This window comes from Listeria sp. ILCC796, assembly GCF_900186175.1.
GTDB lineage: Bacteria > Bacillota > Bacilli > Lactobacillales > Listeriaceae > Listeria > Listeria goaensis.
In genome coordinates this window covers 21055-38446 of the sequence record NZ_FYBV01000001.1, presented here as the reverse complement: position 1 = coordinate 38446, position 17392 = coordinate 21055, and the positions used below count along the sequence as shown (strand labels likewise).

Annotated in this window: 16 protein-coding genes, 1 other RNA gene and 1 riboswitch; of the genes, 2 read left to right on the top strand and 15 right to left on the bottom strand. The window is 41.9% G+C overall.

What is annotated here, in order from left to right; genetic code table 11:
* Nucleotides 1–12: 12 nt before the first annotated feature.
* Nucleotides 13–114: riboswitch (purine riboswitch) on the bottom strand.
* Between the two features lie 40 nt (nt 115–154).
* The 6 genes from CFS04_RS00200 to CFS04_RS00175 form a co-directional block, all read right to left on the bottom strand.
* Complete coding sequence (locus tag CFS04_RS00200) at nt 155–1663, bottom strand: carboxypeptidase M32 (protein ID WP_088808587.1); 1509 nt, start codon at nt 1661–1663, stop codon at nt 155–157.
* A 6-nt stretch (nt 1664–1669) separates the two neighbouring features.
* A complete protein-coding gene (locus tag CFS04_RS00195) occupies nt 1670–2812 on the bottom strand; it encodes a class I SAM-dependent RNA methyltransferase (RefSeq protein ID WP_088808586.1) in 1143 nt (380 codons plus the stop codon).
* A gap of 137 nt (nt 2813–2949) precedes the next feature.
* Nucleotides 2950–3435: RNase P RNA component class B (gene rnpB, locus CFS04_RS00190), an RNA gene on the bottom strand.
* A 34-nt stretch (nt 3436–3469) separates the two neighbouring features.
* A complete protein-coding gene (gene gpsB, locus CFS04_RS00185) occupies nt 3470–3808 on the bottom strand; it encodes a cell division regulator GpsB (RefSeq protein WP_088808585.1) in 339 nt (112 codons plus the stop codon).
* Nucleotides 3809–3923: 115 nt separating this feature from the next.
* Nucleotides 3924–4472 carry a DUF1273 domain-containing protein gene (locus tag CFS04_RS00180; protein ID WP_088808584.1) on the bottom strand — a complete coding sequence of 183 codons (549 nt, stop codon included), beginning with the start codon at nt 4470–4472 and terminating at the stop codon, nt 3924–3926.
* Complete coding sequence (locus tag CFS04_RS00175) at nt 4469–4837, bottom strand: DUF1798 family protein (protein ID WP_088808583.1); 369 nt, start codon at nt 4835–4837, stop codon at nt 4469–4471. The genes CFS04_RS00180 and CFS04_RS00175 overlap by 4 nt, the downstream gene beginning before the upstream one ends.
* 205 nt (nt 4838–5042) lie before the next feature.
* On the opposite strand from CFS04_RS00175, the gene recU reads away from it, so the two are divergent.
* Together recU and CFS04_RS00165 are read left to right on the top strand one after the other, a co-directional pair.
* The gene (gene recU, locus CFS04_RS00170) at nt 5043–5657 is read left to right on the top strand and encodes a Holliday junction resolvase RecU (protein ID WP_088808582.1); all 615 of its coding nucleotides are present in this window, start codon (nt 5043–5045) and stop codon (nt 5655–5657) included.
* Nucleotides 5658–5676: 19 nt separating this feature from the next.
* Nucleotides 5677–8199 carry a PBP1A family penicillin-binding protein gene (locus tag CFS04_RS00165; RefSeq protein WP_088808581.1) on the top strand — a complete coding sequence of 841 codons (2523 nt, stop codon included), beginning with the start codon at nt 5677–5679 and terminating at the stop codon, nt 8197–8199.
* Nucleotides 8200–8236: 37 nt separating this feature from the next.
* On the opposite strand, the gene CFS04_RS00160 is transcribed toward CFS04_RS00165, so the two are convergent.
* The 9 genes from CFS04_RS00160 to panC form a co-directional block, all read right to left on the bottom strand.
* The gene (locus CFS04_RS00160) at nt 8237–8728 is read right to left on the bottom strand and encodes a YpoC family protein (RefSeq protein WP_088808580.1); all 492 of its coding nucleotides are present in this window, start codon (nt 8726–8728) and stop codon (nt 8237–8239) included.
* Nucleotides 8721–9380 (bottom strand): endonuclease III, encoded by a 660-nt coding sequence (nth, locus tag CFS04_RS00155; protein ID WP_088808579.1) that lies wholly within the window; start codon nt 9378–9380, stop codon nt 8721–8723. Before nth ends, CFS04_RS00160 begins: the two co-directional genes overlap by 8 nt.
* A gap of 7 nt (nt 9381–9387) precedes the next feature.
* Nucleotides 9388–10101 carry a DnaD domain-containing protein gene (locus CFS04_RS00150; RefSeq protein WP_088808578.1) on the bottom strand — a complete coding sequence of 238 codons (714 nt, stop codon included), beginning with the start codon at nt 10099–10101 and terminating at the stop codon, nt 9388–9390.
* A gap of 124 nt (nt 10102–10225) precedes the next feature.
* Nucleotides 10226–11518 carry an asparagine--tRNA ligase gene (gene asnS, locus CFS04_RS00145; RefSeq protein WP_088809058.1) on the bottom strand — a complete coding sequence of 431 codons (1293 nt, stop codon included), beginning with the start codon at nt 11516–11518 and terminating at the stop codon, nt 10226–10228.
* 12 nt (nt 11519–11530) lie between these two features.
* Complete coding sequence (locus CFS04_RS00140) at nt 11531–12715, bottom strand: pyridoxal phosphate-dependent aminotransferase (protein ID WP_088808577.1); 1185 nt, start codon at nt 12713–12715, stop codon at nt 11531–11533.
* 15 nt (nt 12716–12730) lie between these two features.
* A complete protein-coding gene (locus CFS04_RS00135) occupies nt 12731–13237 on the bottom strand; it encodes a DUF5590 domain-containing protein (protein WP_088808576.1) in 507 nt (168 codons plus the stop codon).
* A 97-nt stretch (nt 13238–13334) separates the two neighbouring features.
* Entirely contained in the window at nt 13335–16127 is a 2793-nt protein-coding gene (gene dinG / locus CFS04_RS00130; RefSeq protein ID WP_088808575.1) for an ATP-dependent DNA helicase DinG, read from the bottom strand.
* Between the two features lie 37 nt (nt 16128–16164).
* A complete protein-coding gene (gene panD, locus CFS04_RS00125) occupies nt 16165–16548 on the bottom strand; it encodes an aspartate 1-decarboxylase (RefSeq protein WP_088808574.1) in 384 nt (127 codons plus the stop codon).
* Nucleotides 16541–17392: a pantoate--beta-alanine ligase gene (gene panC, locus CFS04_RS00120; protein ID WP_088808573.1), complete on the bottom strand. Its 852-nt coding sequence runs from the start codon at nt 17390–17392 to the stop codon at nt 16541–16543. Before panC ends, panD begins: the two co-directional genes overlap by 8 nt.

Below are 17392 nucleotides of genomic sequence, written 5' to 3'. Positions count from 1 at the left end.
AACCAGCTGTGCTGATTGTCGCTTATCACTCATAGTCCAGTTATTTACGGCAACCGGGTAGAAACTCATTGTCCATATCACAATTATTATATAAGTGCTTCATTTAATTATTTTTCCATTATAACGAACGGTTTTCGTTTGGTCAATCGCTTTTTTAGAACTTGTAAACAAATTTGTAACGTTCATTCAATAAATCTAACAAATAATCGGGGTTTAAACTTTCGCCTGTTGTATCTTGCAAAATTTCAAGCGGTTTCTTTAGCTTCCCGTATTGATGGACGTTTTTTGTAAGCCATTTTCGAATTTCCGTGTAGTCATCGCTTGCGATAATCGCATCAAGATTCGGAATTTCACGTTTCATGGTGTGGAAGAACTGGGCGGCGTACATAAGGCCGAGCGCGTAAGACGGGAAATAGCCGAAATCGCCACCTGCCCAGTGAATGTCTTGCAAGACGCCATCGCTATCTTTTTCAGGGCGAACGCCAAGGTAGGCTTCGTATTTGTTCGCCCATGCCTCTCTTAAATCGGCCACTTCAAGTTCGCCGTTCATGAGAGCTTTTTCTAGCTCGTAGCGAATCATGATGTGCAGCGGATACGTTAAAATATCTGCTTCAATTCGAATGAGTGAGCTTTCAGAAATGTTCGTCGCGCGGTAAAAGTCCTCCAGCGACACCGCATCAAACACAGGTTTAGCCAGTTCAGCAAGGTCTTTAAAATTGCTCTTCCAAAAGGCGAAGCTTGAGCCGAGAATGATTTCATAAAAGAGCGACTGCGATTCGTGAATGCCCATTGAAGCGCCTTCTGAGAGTGGTGTACCCGAAAGTTTCGGGTCAAAATTTTGTTCATAAATGGCATGCCCGCCTTCATGAATGATGCCAAACACGGCCATTTTGAAATTATCTTCGGCATAGCGTGTCGTAATCCGCACATCATTCACATTTAACCCAATGGCGAACGGGTGAATCGTATCATCTAAGCGGCCTGCGTCAAAGTCAAAACCCATTTTTTGCAAAATACGTTCACTAAACGTTTTTTGAATGTCTTTTGCGATATTCACTTGAAGTGGCTTGCTGCTTGGTACCTCGCCCTGCTCCATTTTTTTGCGCAAATCCATAATCCCGCTTCTTAACTTCCCAAACATGGCATCAAGCGTTTCCACCGTCATACCCGGCTCATATTGCTCGAGCAACGTGTCGTATTTATTCGCTTTGTAGCCCCAATACTCGATGAACTTGCGTTTCATCGCGACAATTTGGGTTAAAAGTGGTTCGAATTTCGCGAAATTGTTTTCCGCACGGGCTTCGCCCCAAACGTTTTCAGCATCCGCAACAAGTTTGGAATAAGCAGCAAATTCTTTTGCGGGAATTTTTTTGTTGAGTTCATATAAACGACTGCACTCTTCAAGCGTCTTACGTGCCACTTCTCCTAACTCGTCTTTATGCGGCGTAAGAGCGGCAATAAACGCCGCCATTTCTTCTGAGACTTCGAGTTTAAAGATGTCTTCTGAAAGCACGCCAATGACTTCAGCACGTGCTTCCGCGCCTTTTTTCGGAATTCCCGTGCGAATATCCCAATAAACTAAATTGAGCGCCTCGCTAAGCGCTTCTTTGCGTTTCACATAAGCCAAAAACTCTTTTTCAATTTCATAAATGGATTCTGACATTGTCACTCACTCCTTATTTCTCGGTTTTCGTGGTCCCCAATACTGATATAAATCCGTTCGCAAATAACCATTATATAATTTACGTTTTTTCGTTGCTTTTTTTCCGTAAACTTCTTCAAATTTTTCATAGCTCGTGAGTACATATACCGACCAAGTTGGCATTTTTGCGTATGCTTCGCCCATTTCCTTGTAAAGAATTCGAATTTGCTCCTCGTCTTCTAAACGCTCACCATAAGGCGGGTTCGCCACGACAACGCCGTATTCTTTTTCAGTCGTAAAGTCACTTGCTTGCATTTGTTTAAAGGAAATTAAATCAGCGAGCCCTGCCTCTTCCGCATTTTGCTTCGCGATTTCGATTAAACGGTGGTCGATGTCCGCCCCTAAAATATCAAGTGGCTGGTCGTAATTCGCAAGGGTTTCCGCTTCATTTCGCGCATCTTTAAAAATCTGTTTGGGCATCCAGTCCCATGATTCACATACAAAATCGCGATTAAATCCAGGCGCAATATTTTGCCCAATCATCGCCGCTTCAATTGGAATCGTGCCGGAGCCGCAAACCGGATCATAAAACGGACGGTCCGGGTGCCAGCTCGTCAGTAAAACAAGTGCTGCTGCCATCGTTTCTTTAAGCGGAGCACCGCCCTGAGCCGTTCTATAGCCACGTTTATGTAAGCCCGCTCCGCTCGTATCAATCGTAAGCGTCACAACATCTTTTAAAATCGACACTTCTATTTTGAAAAGCGCCCCCGTCTCCATGAGCCTTCCACTCCGCCGGTATTTTTCACTAAGCCGATTCACAATCGCTTTTTTCGTAATCGCCTGACAATCCGGCACGCTAAAAAGCGTTGATTTAACGGATTTACCGGAAACTGGAAACGCCGCATCAAGCGGTAAATAATTTTCCCACGGCAAAGCTTTTGTTTTTTCAAATAGCTCATCAAATGTGGTCGCCTTGAATTCACCGACGACAATTTTGACCCGGTCCGCTACGCGCAGCCATAAATTGGCACGAGCAATCGCGCTTTTATCCCCACTGAAAAATACTTTCCCATTTTCAACTTTTGGTTCGTAGCCCAGCCGCTTCACTTCTTTGCCGACAATGGCTTCAAGTCCAGATGCAGCGGTAGCTACAAGATTAAATTCGTTCATCGTCATCATCCTTTTTTATTTTATCCAAGAAAAAAACTGCTTCAAAAGGACATCTACGTAACACGTAAAAGGCATTAAAAGAATGCGGTGGCCCTTTGAAACAGCCTTAATTGTTCATTTTCATCCTGCTATTAACGTTCTATAAGCCATGTTCTGTCCTCTACTGCTTACAGGGTTACAGTAAAGGGATAATCATCTATCTACACCCAGATTGCCCATAAATAGCAACCTTCATTGTCAAAAGCTTGCGCACCACTGTTCACGTATAAAAATACGCTCCAGTACGGTGCTCACTTTTTTCTAGAATCTTACCATTTATGGACAATCTTAAAAGGTGTCTCTTCCCTCATTCATTTACTCGGGAAAAGTGCCCCTACCATTGTTTGAGTTTCTCGCTCGTGGGGTTTACCTCGTTCCACTCCTCTTATTTCTAAAAGGACTCCGTCACTGTGGCACTTTCAAGGTACAATGACCATATCTAAAAGACTTAGGTCATTCACCTGCCGTCAAACTGGCATCAGTTTGCCTTGGCTTATGGTTTCACCAAGCACGATCACTACGGGCATCTCAGCACCGTGCGAGCATGGACTTTCCTCTGCATAACGCAGCGATTATCCGAACGTTAATAAAATTTTCTACTAGCTGATACTATCACATTTATTCGCCGTCGTCTAGCTTATTTCCAAAAACATGTTTTTCTAAATTTGATAAACGTTTTAAAATATCAAAATTAGTAGCACCTGCTGTTTGCGCTGGCGCTTGGTACGCACTTCTTGTCGGTTCTGATTTTACAGATGCACTATCAAGCTCTTGCACAAGGCGAATATTTTCCGCTTGTAAAGCTTCAATCTCACGTGTAAACGTTCCATAGTCTTTAATGACCATATCTAAAAACTCATCCACATCTTCTGGATTATAGCCACGCAAGCCAGTTTTAAACGCTTTTTCTAAAATTTCTTTTGCTGTTAAGTGATAATCAAATTGTTCCTCAGCCATAATATCCACCTCAATTTTATTCATTTCATGATTGTTTCTTCATCGAGTTAATTAATAAATCTATATCCTTATTCTTCCAAATCTAATAACATTTGTCAATGTAAACCCTTCTTTTTTAGAAAAAATCATTTTGAGTTTCGGCGACGATTTCTTGTAACTCGTAAAAATCAATTAGTGTGAGCGCGTACTCATTTTGTTCCGAAAAGTGCTTTGCCCGTTCATAAAAAAATTTGGGGGACCCTTCCTTCTCAAAATCATAAAGCAAGAGCGCGCCTTCTGTGTTTTCAATGATAAACTGGTCGCGCATGCCGAATTGTCCGGGATTCTCATACGGGCGCTCCGTAATATAGGCCCGGTAATCTGCCGCGGCAACGACTTCCTCATACCACAGTTTGTTCGCCTCATTCCAGTTACTCGCCTGCTCAACAAATGGCTCTAAAATCGCCAGCTGAACCTGATATTCTTGCTTCAAGTCACGCACCACTTCCCCGGCCCAAAGCTCGGTTCCAAGCTGCCCAGAAATAATGACCCACTCCAAACCTTCATCTATATAGGAAAGCAATTTTTTCCTTAGCGCCAATTGGATATACTTGGCCTCCTCGGCATCACGTTTAAAAATACCTAATTCAAAATTCTTATAGCCCGAGATAGCAATCGATTTCACTCTAAATTTTCACCTCGTTCTAATGCAGTTAACATGCGTTCTAGTGTATACTTAGATGATTCATAATGATCATGAAAATGTTTATAAAAGGATTTTCCATTAAAACAATTGACAGCGGTCATTTGAATATTCTGAGTGCACTGCAAAAGTTGCGTTTCTGTTAAATAAAGCGGCCTGTTTTTGTTCACATAAGGAACCGCAAGCGCTAAAAATTGCTCACATTTTTCTTTAGCGGCATCAACAAACGGCTTCATATCTTGATAAAAATCAAAGTCTTCCTGCGCTTTTTGATTGGCTAAATAGCGTTTGAAATTTTCTTCATTTTGTTGTAAAAGCGCCTTTGTTTGCGCGACAAGTTTGTCCATATTTAGCACCTTTCCCTAAAGTTTCTATTAAACTAGGATAACATAAAGTCGCTTTTTAAAACATTTCTCTGCTTTAAAAGCGCTTTTTACTAAGCAGAAAAGGCTTTCGTATGCGCTTTAGCCAAAATTTACTATCATTTTCATTTTAATTTGGTATAATAAAGAATGGTTCATTTTGAATAATAATCATAATTGAGGTGAGCATATGGCAATTGGCTATCCTAATGGAAAGAAAAATCTGCTGCATCAAAATAGCCAGTCCCCTGTAAAAAAGAAGCCGCAAACAAACTACGGGAAACGTGGTATGTCGCTTGAGGAAGATTTAAATGAAACCAATGCCTATTATTTGGCACATGAACGGGCAGTGATTCACAAGAAACCCACCCCTGTTCAAATTGTGAGAGTTGACTATCCAAAACGAAGTAGCGCGACAATTAAAGAAGCCTATTTCAAGCAGCCGTCAACAACAGACTATAACGGCGTCTATCAAGGAAAGTATCTTGATTTTGAAGCGAAAGAAACAAAAAACAAAACTTCTTTTCCGTTAAGTAATTTTCATCCCCATCAAATGGAGCACATGAAACAAGTTTTAAACCAAGGTGGTTTTGCTTTTGTCATTACCTCTTTTAGCTCACTTGGGGAAGTTTATTTAACAAGTTTTGACTCTTTCTTGCCGTTTTGGGAAAGAATGCAAGATGGTGGGCGTAAATCTATCACGCTTGCTGAGCTAAAAGTGCATTCGACACTGATTCCCTATGGTCTAAATCCAAGGTTGGACTATTTGAGTATTTTAGATTCACACTTTTTTAGTTCGATTTGATTAAAGGAGAGAAAAATGAATGGCAGAAAAACCGCAAACTAGATCAGAGTATCGCAGCAAAAAGACAAATGCTAAGCCGAAAAAGCCAAAAAAAAATATCGCGAAAACGATTTTTAAATCCATATTCTTCGTGGCTCTATTCTTTGCGTTCTTTGGTATTGCTGCTGGTGCATCTTTATTTTACGTCTATGCAAAAGACGCGCCTGAACTCACTGATTCAAAATTGCGTGACCCGCTATCTTCTAAACTTTTAGATAAAGATGGTAAGGTCTTTGCAGAAATCGGTACAGAACGCCGTGAGTATATTGAGTATAAAGATATTCCAAAACAGCTGGAAAATGCAATTCTTTCTACAGAGGATTCGCGTTTCTACTCGCATGATGGTCTCGACCCTATTCGTTTAGGTGGCGCCGTTATCGCGAATGTTAAAAATGGCTTTGGTGCGGAAGGAGCAAGTACGCTCTCGCAACAAATCATTAAAATGAGCTATCTGGATTACACCAACAAGACACTTGCACGTAAAGCGCAAGAAGCTTATTTAGCTCTTCAACTTGAAGAAAAATATAGCAAACATGATATTATTGAAATTTACGTCAACAAAGTGTATATGTCTGACCGAGTTCATGGTATGGAAACGGCGGCTGAACATTTTTACGGAAAAAACTTGAAGGACTTGAATTTAGGGCAAACGGCTTTAATTGCTGGTATGCCGCAAAGTCCAAACAACTACAATCCGTATGACGATCCAGAGCTGGCGAAAAAACGTCGTGATTTAGTACTCACAAACATGTACAACCATGATAAAATTACGAAGCAAGAAATGGAACAAGCCCAACAAACCCCTATTTCAGACGGCTTGCGTTCTCAAAAAGAACGTGAGGAAAAAACGTACAAATATGATGCGTACGTCACACAAGTTTTAAGTGAAATTCCGGAAGAATATGATGTTTACACGGATGGCTTAACGATTTATACGGCACTTGATCAAGATGCCCAGCAGTATACGGAAAAAATGTTAAATACGAACGAAATCGTACAGTATTCGGATGATAAGATGCAAGCTGGTCTTGTGTTACAGGATACGAAAAACGGCCGTGTGCAAGCTATAGGTGGTTCGCGAAATCAGGCAGAGAATGTTACACGTGGTTACAATTATGCGACGCAGCTTAAACGCCAAGTTGGTTCGACGATGAAACCAATTGCTGATTATGGTCCTGCTTTCGAATATTTAAATTGGTCTACTGCTCAAATTTTAGATGACGCACCGTATACGTACACGGGAGGCTCTAAAATTAACAACTGGGACTTTGGCTATAAAGGACCTATAACAGTTCGGCAAGCCCTTTACCAGTCACGTAACATTCCGGCGCTTAAGACATTACAGGCGGTTGGACTTGATAAGGCAAAAGCCTTCACTGATGGACTCGGCTTTAATTACAAAGAGTTCTATGAGTCTTATGCGATTGGTGCTAATGAGTCGAATCCTCTTCAAATGGCTGGTGCTTACGCGGCTTTTGGGAACCAAGGGATTTATACCAAACCTCATACGGTAACCAAAATCGTCCTATCTGATGGCGATACATCGATTGATATGGAACCGAAAAGCGAAGTGGCAATGAAGGAATCTACTGCTTATATGACTTCTGATGTTTTAAAAGATGTTTTAACGATGGGTACTGGTACAAGTGCAGCTGTTCCTGGTGTTCCAGTCGCTGGTAAAACAGGGACAACGAACTTTGACGCTGCGGCACAAAGTAAATACTATTATCCAAGTGGTGCGGCACGTGATGCGTGGTTCGCTGGCTACTCAACGAATTACACCATCGCCGTTTGGACTGGTTATGACAGCTTGAAAAATTATTTATCTCCAGATGAGCAAAAAATATCGCAACGCATGTTTAGTAAATTAATGAGCCATGTTTCAGCTAATAAAACAACTGCCGACTTTAAAGCACCTAGTAACGTTGTATCTATTCCGATTCTAAAAGGCTCCAATCCTCCTGTTCGTGCGGCTGCTGGTACGCCAAGCGACAAAGTAACGAATGAGTTATTTATTGCTGGTACAGCACCAAGCAAAACGGCTTCAACAACGGATAAAGAAAAGGAAGCAGCAGCGAAGAAGAAAGCTGAAGAGGAAGCGAAGAAAAAAGCTGAGGAAGAGAAGAAGAAGGCTGAAGAGGAAAAAAATAAACCTCTTGCAGCACCAAGTGGCATCTCAGCATCTTACAATACAGCAACTAAACAAGTTTCCGCAAGTTGGGGAGCTGTTGAAGGCGCCACTTATGAAGTGACCGTAAATGGTCAAAAATCAACGGTCACAACCACTTCGATTACGGTTAGTGGAATGAGCCCGGGAAGTACGGTCAACATTAGCGTTGTAGCAATAAAGGATAATAAACGAAGCAGCGCCGCGACAACATCTGTTGCAATACCTGCAAATGCTAGCGCAAATGACGACGCGACAAACAATAACGGTCAGAATGGAAATAATCCTGGCAATAATAACGGGGACAACGCCAATGGGGATCCTCCAAGTAACTAATAAAAAAGAAGTATAGCTATCTGCTATACTTCTTTTTTTACTTATGCTTAGCAATTAATTTTCGCTGTTCTAGCAAAAGCTCGTTTAATTGCTTAAATCCTGGAAATGTATGGGCGCGCATTAGACAATATTCGAGTCGTTCTTCAAGATTTAGCGGCTTAATGGACAGTTCGTTTAGCGCTTCATTTAAATTTTCTAATCGGACAGGCTTTCTGTTACTCCAAAAAAGAATGGACAAGAAAATGCCAAGTGCATCTTGAACGAGGTAGGAGTCGGGCTTTTCATGTGCGCGAAATTTTGCTTCCATGGCGCTTAGAATGGCTGTCATTTGTTTGGTGAGTTTACGGCAGGCTTTTTCGGCATCATTTGCCCATGGTTGCACACCCTCGTTTTTCGTATAAAATAAGGTTTCTTGCCAAAAAGGACAGCCCGCAACGAATATCGATTCTTCGTCAAAGTCGTTGATATTCACGTTCGGCGCAGGAAATGCAACGTGCTGGAGTTCCTCGACATATTGAAATTTAACCATCAAAACCTCTCGCTTTCGCTTGTTTCTTCCCTTCACGGCAAATAAAAAGGAGCGGACATGTTGGGCACTCTGGTTTTCTCGCCTTACAATGATAGCGTCCAAAGAAAATCAAATCGTGGTGCGCATCTGACCACATCTCTTCAGGCAATTTACGTTTCAAAGTTTCTTCCACTTCGACAACAGAGTCTTTTAAGCGGCATATTCCGAGGCGTTTTGTAACTCGCTCAACATGTGTATCTACGGCCATTGCAGGGACGCCAAATCCGACTGATAAGACGACATTCGCCGTTTTTCGGCCGACACCAGGTAAGCTTTCTAATTCCGCATGCGTGCTTGGTACTTCGCCGTTAAACACTTCTAATAAGCGCTTTGATAAACCTTGAATGTTTTTTGCTTTGTTGCGGTAAAGCCCAATTGAGCGGATATCATCTTCTAGCTCTTGAAGTGGAACCGCCAAATAATCCTCGGGCGTATGATATTTTTCAAACAAAGAAGCCGTGACCTTATTTACTAAATTATCTGTGCACTGTGCGGATAGTACAACTGCGACTAAAAGCTCGAATGTATTTTTATGTACGAGCTCACAATGCGCATTAGGAAACATTTTTGCCATTTCCTGAATGCACATTACCGTTTGCTTTTTATTTAACACGTGTCCATCACCCTTTTCGATTTTCTAGCCAGTCATACAGCGGAATGGAGTCCTTACTTTTTTGAATATCACTTCGATTTGTCGTAATTCCAGTTCGCCCGTTCTGATGGAAATTTTCAGCAATACGTCGCGCGTCTTCTACCGTTTTCACTTGCTCTTTTTTCCAGTTTAATAAAATCCGGTCGATATAACGAAAATTGAGTTTCTGTGAAATAACCGCCTCTTTTAGCGCCTCACGAATTAATTCCGGAGCAAAGTGATCTTGGTCCAACCAGCCCGATAGCATTTCGGCTTCAAGCGGGGAGAGCGGCCGACCAAACTCGGATTCAAACGTGCGGTAAATATGCGTTTCTGCCTCGCTAACCGCTTCCTTTTGATTCGTAAGTTCTTCATTTGCTAAAAAAGCGGCAAGTTTTTGATACAACGGTTCTAAAGAATAAACCTCATGAGCCAGCTTATTTTCCTGTGCTAAAATGGCCAAGTTGCCCTTCCTAACAAGCGATTCGAGCAATCGCGTCACCCGCTCAAATGATGTCCCCATTCGCTCGGCCAGCTCGCTAATACTAGGGAACGAATTCCCGCTCACACGGAACGCTTCAATTTGCAAAACAAGCATAAATTCCGTTTCGTCTATATTTAATTTCGTATAATGTTTAATAAGAATTTGCGGTAATGTGACAAAGCCTTCTGTCATCCACGCACTTAATTCATTTTTTTCCATCCAAAACACCTCACATAAAATTATAGCATAGACGAAAAAAATAAGAAAATGCGGGAAAGTTTCATTTTGGACATAAAAATAGCGAAACCCAGAAGGTTTCGCTATTTTTGCATGTCATTTATTTTTATGGATATAAACGATTCAATAGACGTGGGAATGGGATGGTTTCGCGAACGTGTTCAGTGCCAGAAATCCAAGCTACTGTGCGCTCTAATCCAAGTCCAAAACCAGAATGCGGTACGGAACCGTAACGTGCCAAGTCGATATACCAGCTGTAAGCTTCTTCATCTAGACCGAATTCTTTTACACGAGAAAGCATTAAATCTAAATCGTGAATACGCTCGGAACCACCGATGATTTCGCCGTATCCTTCTGGTGCGATTAAATCCGCACAGAGAACGACTTCGCTGTTTTCAGGGTCTTCTGGCATGTAGAAAGGTTTGATGCCTTTTGGATAATACGTGATGAAGACAGGTTTTTCAAAGCTGTCGGCAATCGCGGTTTCATGCGGTGCACCAAAATCTTCGCCCCATTCAATATCATCAAAACCTTTTTCTTTAAGAAGTGTAATCGCATCTGTATACGTAATCCGCGGGAATGGCGCCGTCATTTTTTCAAGAACGGCTGTATCACGACCAAGACGTTCAAGTTCAATAGCGCAGTTGTCTAAAACGGATTTTACAAGAAATGCGACATATTTTTCTTGCACTTCAAGACTATCTTTTAACGTATAGAAGGCCATTTCTGGTTCAATCATCCAAAACTCGATAAGATGGCGACGCGTCTTGGATTTTTCAGCGCGGAATGTTGGACCAAATGAAAACACTTTTCCAAGTGCCATTGCGGCTGCTTCCATGTAAAGTTGTCCACTTTGCGATAAATAAGCATCTTCATCAAAATATTTCGTGTGGAACAATTCCGTTGTGCCTTCCGGTGCGCTGCCTGTTAAAATTGGCGGATCCACCTTAATAAAACCTTCTTTGTTGAAAAACTCGTAAGATGCGCGGATAATTTCATTTCTGATTTTCATAATCGCGTGTTGTTTATTGGAACGCAACCATAAATGGCGATGGTCCATTAAAAATTCCGTACCATGTTCTTTCGGTGTAATCGGATAATCGTGTGCTTCTGAAATCACTTCAATATTTTGAACAGTCATTTCATAACCAAACGAAGAACGACTATCTTCTTGAATGATCCCCGTTACATAAAAACTCGTTTCTTGCGTTATGCCTTTCGCCAGTGTGAAAATGTCTTCTGGCACTTCCGCCTTCACAACAACACCTTGCATAAAGGCAGTTCCATCACGCATTTGTAAAAAGGCAATTTTGCCGCTGGAACGTTTATTTGCGAGCCAAACACCAATTGTAACTTCTTGTCCTACATAATCTTTCACTTGATTAATTGTAATTTTCACCATGTACACTCCCTATTGATTCATAAAGTCTTTGATTCGATTTATTGCTTCTTGGAACAGCGCTGGATCTGTCGCATAGGAAATCCGAATATAATCCGGCATGCCAAACCCTGATCCCGGAATAACGGCCACGAGTGCTTCCGTCAGCAAAGCTTCCACAAACGCATCCACGCTTGGATAGCCTTTTCGCGCGGCCGCTTCGTGCGCGTCAATAAAGAAATAAAAAGCACCATCTGGTTTTTTCGGTTTAAAGCCGGGTATTTCTTCTAACTGCGGGTAAAATCGCGCCATGCGATCCGAAAACGCCTGATACATTTTCTCCGGCACTTCCTGGCTCCCGTTATAGGCTTCAATCGCCGCGTACTGCGCATTTGCAGTTGGATTACTCGTCATATGATCCGCTAGTTTGCCCATGCCCCGAATGACGTCGGCATTTGCCGCAGCATAACCGATACGCCAGCCGGTCATGGAATACGCTTTTGAAACACCATTAATTAAAATTGTGCGCGCATAAATTTCCGGGCTAAGACTCGCAACGGAAACCACATCCGCCGGGTCGCCGTAATATAGTTTTTCATAGATTTCATCAGATACAATCCATAAATTGTGTTTGACGGCAATAGCTGCAAGCGCCTTTAATTCGGCTTTTGAATAGCACATGCCAGTTGGGTTGTTTGGCGAATTTAATAGCACCGCTTTCGTTCTCGCCGTAATTGCTCGTTCAAAACTAGCTGGATTCATTTTAAAATCGGCATCGAATCCTGTTTCAACAAAAACAGGCACGCCGCCGGCAAGTTTGACTTGTTCCGGATAAGTAACCCAATAAGGAACAGGGATAATCACTTCATCTCCCGGATTTAAAATCGTTTGGAAGGCAGAATATAAAACGTGTTTCGCTCCCGTTCCTACGAAAATTTGGTCTTCTGTATAACGCACATCTTGGTCACGTTCTAATTTCTGAACGATGGCTTTTTTCAACTCGGGAATTCCTGTTGATGGGGTGTATTTCGTAAAGCCGTCTTTCATGGACTTATAAGCTGCCTGAATGATATTTTCCGGCGTGTTGAAATCGGGTTCTCCTGCGCCGAGGCCAATGACATCAATACCATCTTGTTTCATTTTTTTCGCTTTTGCCGTAATAAAAAGCGTCGGTGAAGGTGCTACTTCCTGCACGCGTTTAGACAAAGGTAAGTCCATTTTTTGCTCCTCCTCTTATAAATTTTCGATTTGTCTTAGCCATTCTCCTTCGCTGAAAGACATGTCGTAGTAACCAAGATTATCGTTTTTATCTAAATAGCTGACTTCCCAAATTGGGACGCCTTCTTCCATACCAAGTGTTACGTTTAAAATTTTGCGCGGCTTCTTCTCTTTTTGCACAATATCTCGCGCTTGTTGTTCGCTTATACCATCAGACGCATATTTGACTAAAACTTCGCCCGATTTTTTCTTCGGCACCCAAACAATAATGTCTTTTCCAGCTTTATTTTTCCCGGTTAAAACATAATACGTTTCTTTTGGTCCATTGTACAAATAAAAATCATCGTGCGATTTCAAATCTACGCTGCCGCTTATTCGGTCTAGCGCCGCTTGCTCATCTTTTTTAATTGGCTTTTCAGCACTATGCAAAAACCAAAAGAAAGCGAGTCCTAAAACTACCAAAATGCTGACTGGAATGAGAATATATCGGGCGATTTTTCGCCTGTTTTTTCGTTTTTGCAAATCTATTCGCTCATTTCTATTCTTTAATTGCCAAAATGGCTAAGTTTCAATATGTTCCTATTATAGCAATTTGCTGCTTTTTTTTGAAGCTTTATTATTATTCTGACTTAAAAAAGTCAGCAATTTCGCTTAAAAGAACTGTTTTATCGCCTTTTTTCGTAGGAACTTTCGGAATAGAGTTTAAAAAAGATTGACCAAATTTCGTCGTATCAATTCGGTTATCGAACACTAAAATAATTCCACGGTCCGTTTCGCGGCGAATTAAACGCCCAAAGCCTTGCTTAAAGCGCAATACGGCTTCCGGTAACGAATACGTTTGAAAGGCGTTCTCCCCGCGTTCTTTACGGAGAGCAATTTGAGCTTTCGTATATGGATCTTCGAGCGGTGCAAACGGTAAGCGCACAATAGCCAGACAAGATAAATCTTCGCCCGGAATATCAATCCCCTCCCAAAAGCTCGTCGTCCCAAGCAGAATTGCTTTTTCAAACAGTTGAAATTGTTTCGTTAGCCGGGCAGGACTCCCCGCAGACACGCCTTGTGCGAGAATCATATATTCCGCAAGTACCTCTTTCCCCTTCATGAAGCGTAGCGTTTCGCGCAACATCTCGGTTGCCGTGAATAAAACAAGCATGCGACCGTCCGTACAAAGCGCCACATCACTCAAATAATCAGCCAGCGCCTTCGCATAATCCGAAACAGGCGTCCCTTTAATTTGCGGCATATCTTGCGGAATCAAAATCCGCGCATTTTCCTCGTACTGGAACGGCGATGGAATTTTCGCCTCTAACAAGTCACTTTCCTCAAGACCAAGTGCTTTTTTTATGTAAGAAAAATCATGATTGACAGAAAGCGTGGCAGACGTCAAAATGACGCTTTCTTTTTGTTCAAAAAAGTCCTCTTGAAGCGCCCTCTCCACCTCCATAAGCGTACCAACAATACGCAAACTCGGCAACGCCCCGTTTTTGTCCGCCTCAAGAGAAATCGTCATGACAGGCTGATTCTCATTTAGTAAACAAGCAAAATCCTCCCGCATTGTTTTCCAATCAAGTAAGAAAGAATACACTTCCTCAACAAAAGCCGTTTCCGCTTCTTTTAAGTCCGTTTCTTCTTGCTTCCCTTTTTTTAGAAGCGTTTCGATATTCCGTTCCACTTCACGGAACAGTACGAGAACATTTTCAGCCGCATATTTTAATGTGTCATCAAAATGAATTTTTTGTTCATTTTCAATTAAAACGAGTTCTTTTTTAGCACCGCGACTATTTAATAGTTCCGCATGTAACAAACTAAATAAAATATCTGTTGCTTCTGTCAGTTTCAACTGGGCGATGTCTAAATCAAACAAACTCTCTTCTGCTGGAAAGACCATTTCTAAGCGACTAAGAAGTGAATATTTTTCGAGCGTTCCAAGTTGATTCAAGAAATACTTCACTTTTCGGTAAGACAAGTAAAAGCTCTTCTGCATGCGAGCGCTCTCCGCAAAATGATGCGCCTCATCAATAACTGCGAAAGAATATGCTGGCAATAATTTTTTCCCGTTGAAGTGATCGGAAAGAAGTAAAGCATGATTCACAATGACTAGGTCGGCATGGCGCGCCTGCTCCAAACTAAATTTGTAAAAATCAAAAGCAATCCACGGATCTTTCGTTTCAGAAAGGTACCAACCAGTATGCTTCATTCTGTTCCAAAACAGCTCGCCACCACTCGATAAATTGACTTCATCAATGTCACCCGTTTCTGTTTCCGTAAGCCAAACGAGCAGTTTTAATTTCGTCACGACAACATCGTACTGCGGATCGCTTTCATGAAGCAATTGCTCAAATTTAAACAAATTTAAATAATGATCTCTCCCTTTTAACAGCGAAGCTTGCACATCAAATCCAGTTAATTTTGACACAAGCGGGACATCTTTTTCATAAAGTTGGGCTTGCAAAAGGTTGGTATATGTACTAATAATAACAGGCAACTCTTTTTGTTTCGCAAAATAAATTGACGGCAAAAAATAACCTAATGATTTTCCAATCCCAGTTCCTGCTTCAATAAGCGCATGGCGCCCTGTTTGCATCGCTTGAAACGCCAAGTTCATCATCTCAAATTGACCACTTCTCGCATATAAAGGGGCGCCCGCACGTTTAAATAACGCAAGTTTTTCTTCCTCACTTTTTGGAAAATCCAATTTATCTTCTGTACGATAAATCGGCTTACGAATATTTTTTTTACGCAAAACTAAACCACGATGTTCCAGCCATTTTTCAGGAAGCGGCTCAGCTTGGCGGTCTTTTTTCATCTCAATCTCAAAGAAAAGTTCCGGCAAATGCGTTTTTAACGGCTGGGCAATCGTCGTCATCTTCCGAATCACCGAAACCGGTAAACTCTCCAACTTCTCCACGCACTGAAGAAACAATTCCGCTGTTACCAAAGCATCACTATCGGCTTTATGTGGATTTTCATGAATAAAACCAAACTCATCAGCTAAATCCTGCAATTTATAACTATCGACAGACGGATATAAAATACGCGCCATTTCCACCGTATCAAGCAACTTCATTTTACTAAACGGCTTACCCGCACGGCGCATTTCCTTTTGCAAAAAAGTCCAATCAAAATTCACATTATGCGCCACAAAAATCGTATCATCCAGAAGCGCCAAAATCGTATCCGCCACATCTTCAAACAGCGGCGCATCAGATAAATCATCTGGCGTAATCCCCGTCAATTCCTGAATAAAAGGCGGAACTGGCTTTAAAGGATTGATATAGGTTGAAAAAGTCTCTACAATTTGTTTTCCTTCCACTAGCGTGGCAGCAAATTGAATGATTCGGTCATCTCTTGATGCCTGATTTCCTGTCGTTTCTAAATCGACCACTACATATTTTTTTAACTTTCGTCCCATATGATTCACCTTCCTAAAACCAGTTCCACTTGTTTTTTTACAACGTTGTATTCGCTTTTTCTTCGTAAAGTCGTTCTACAATTTGATTGTTTTCATCTAACACAATCACTTTCGGCGTCATCGTTTTGGCATCGTTCGTTTCAAACAAGCCATAGCCCATAATAATAACGATATCCCCGGGTGACACAAGCCTAGCTGCCGCCCCGTTTAAACAAATTACACCACTATTTTTTTCACCCGCAATAATGTAGGTCTCTAAACGCGCACCGTTATTATTGTTCACAATCTGTACTTTTTCGTTTGGCAGTAAGCCCGTCGCCTCTAAAAGCGCCGCATCAATCGTAATGCTCCCCACATAATTTAAATTCGCTTCCGTAACCGTCGCGCGGTGAATTTTCGCATGCATCATCGTTCTAAGCATCATACTCACCTCGCTTTATAATTTCGTTATCAATTAAACGCGCCTTTTCATACTGCACTGCTATGGCTAAAATAAGCGAATTTGAGAAATCAGACACCGCAGTAAAATCAGGATATTCGTAGAGCGCCAAGTCGTCCACTTTCTGTGCCACATTTCCAAGAACCGCTCGTACCTCGGCTAAAATGACAGCCTCATCGTTTACGCCTTCCAAAATGCGTTTCTTCCCAGCTAAAAGGGCTTGATGAATGATCGGCGCCTCATTTCGTTCAGCGGTGGATAAATTGACATTTCGACTGCTTTTCGCAAGGCCATCTTGTTCGCGCACTGTCGCTACACGCCGAATGGTAATCGGTAGAAAATAATCACGAACAAGTCCTTCCACAACCGCAACTTGCTGGGCATCTTTTTGCCCAAAATAAGCACGGTCGGGGCCAACAAGATGGAATAGTTTGAGCAATACAGTAACGACGCCATCAAAATGACCCGGCCGTTTCGCCCCGTCAAGCACATCAACACGCTTTGTAACATGCAGCGCCGTTGATAATTCCACCGGATACATTTCCGCGACACTCGGCAAAAAGAGAATATCCACGTGGGCTCCTTCTGCCAGTTCAATATCGCGTTTTTCATCACGCGGATAGGTATCTAAATCTTCATTCGGCCCAAATTGCGTCGGATTCACAAAAATGCTCATCACAACCACTTCATTTTCTCGCCTTGCTTCCCGAACGAGCGTAAGATGACCAACATGTAAATAACCCATCGTTGGAACGAAGCCAACCGATTTCGAGTCCACCGCACGAAGCGTTTCGCGGAGTTCCGTTTTTGTGCGTACAATTTTCAT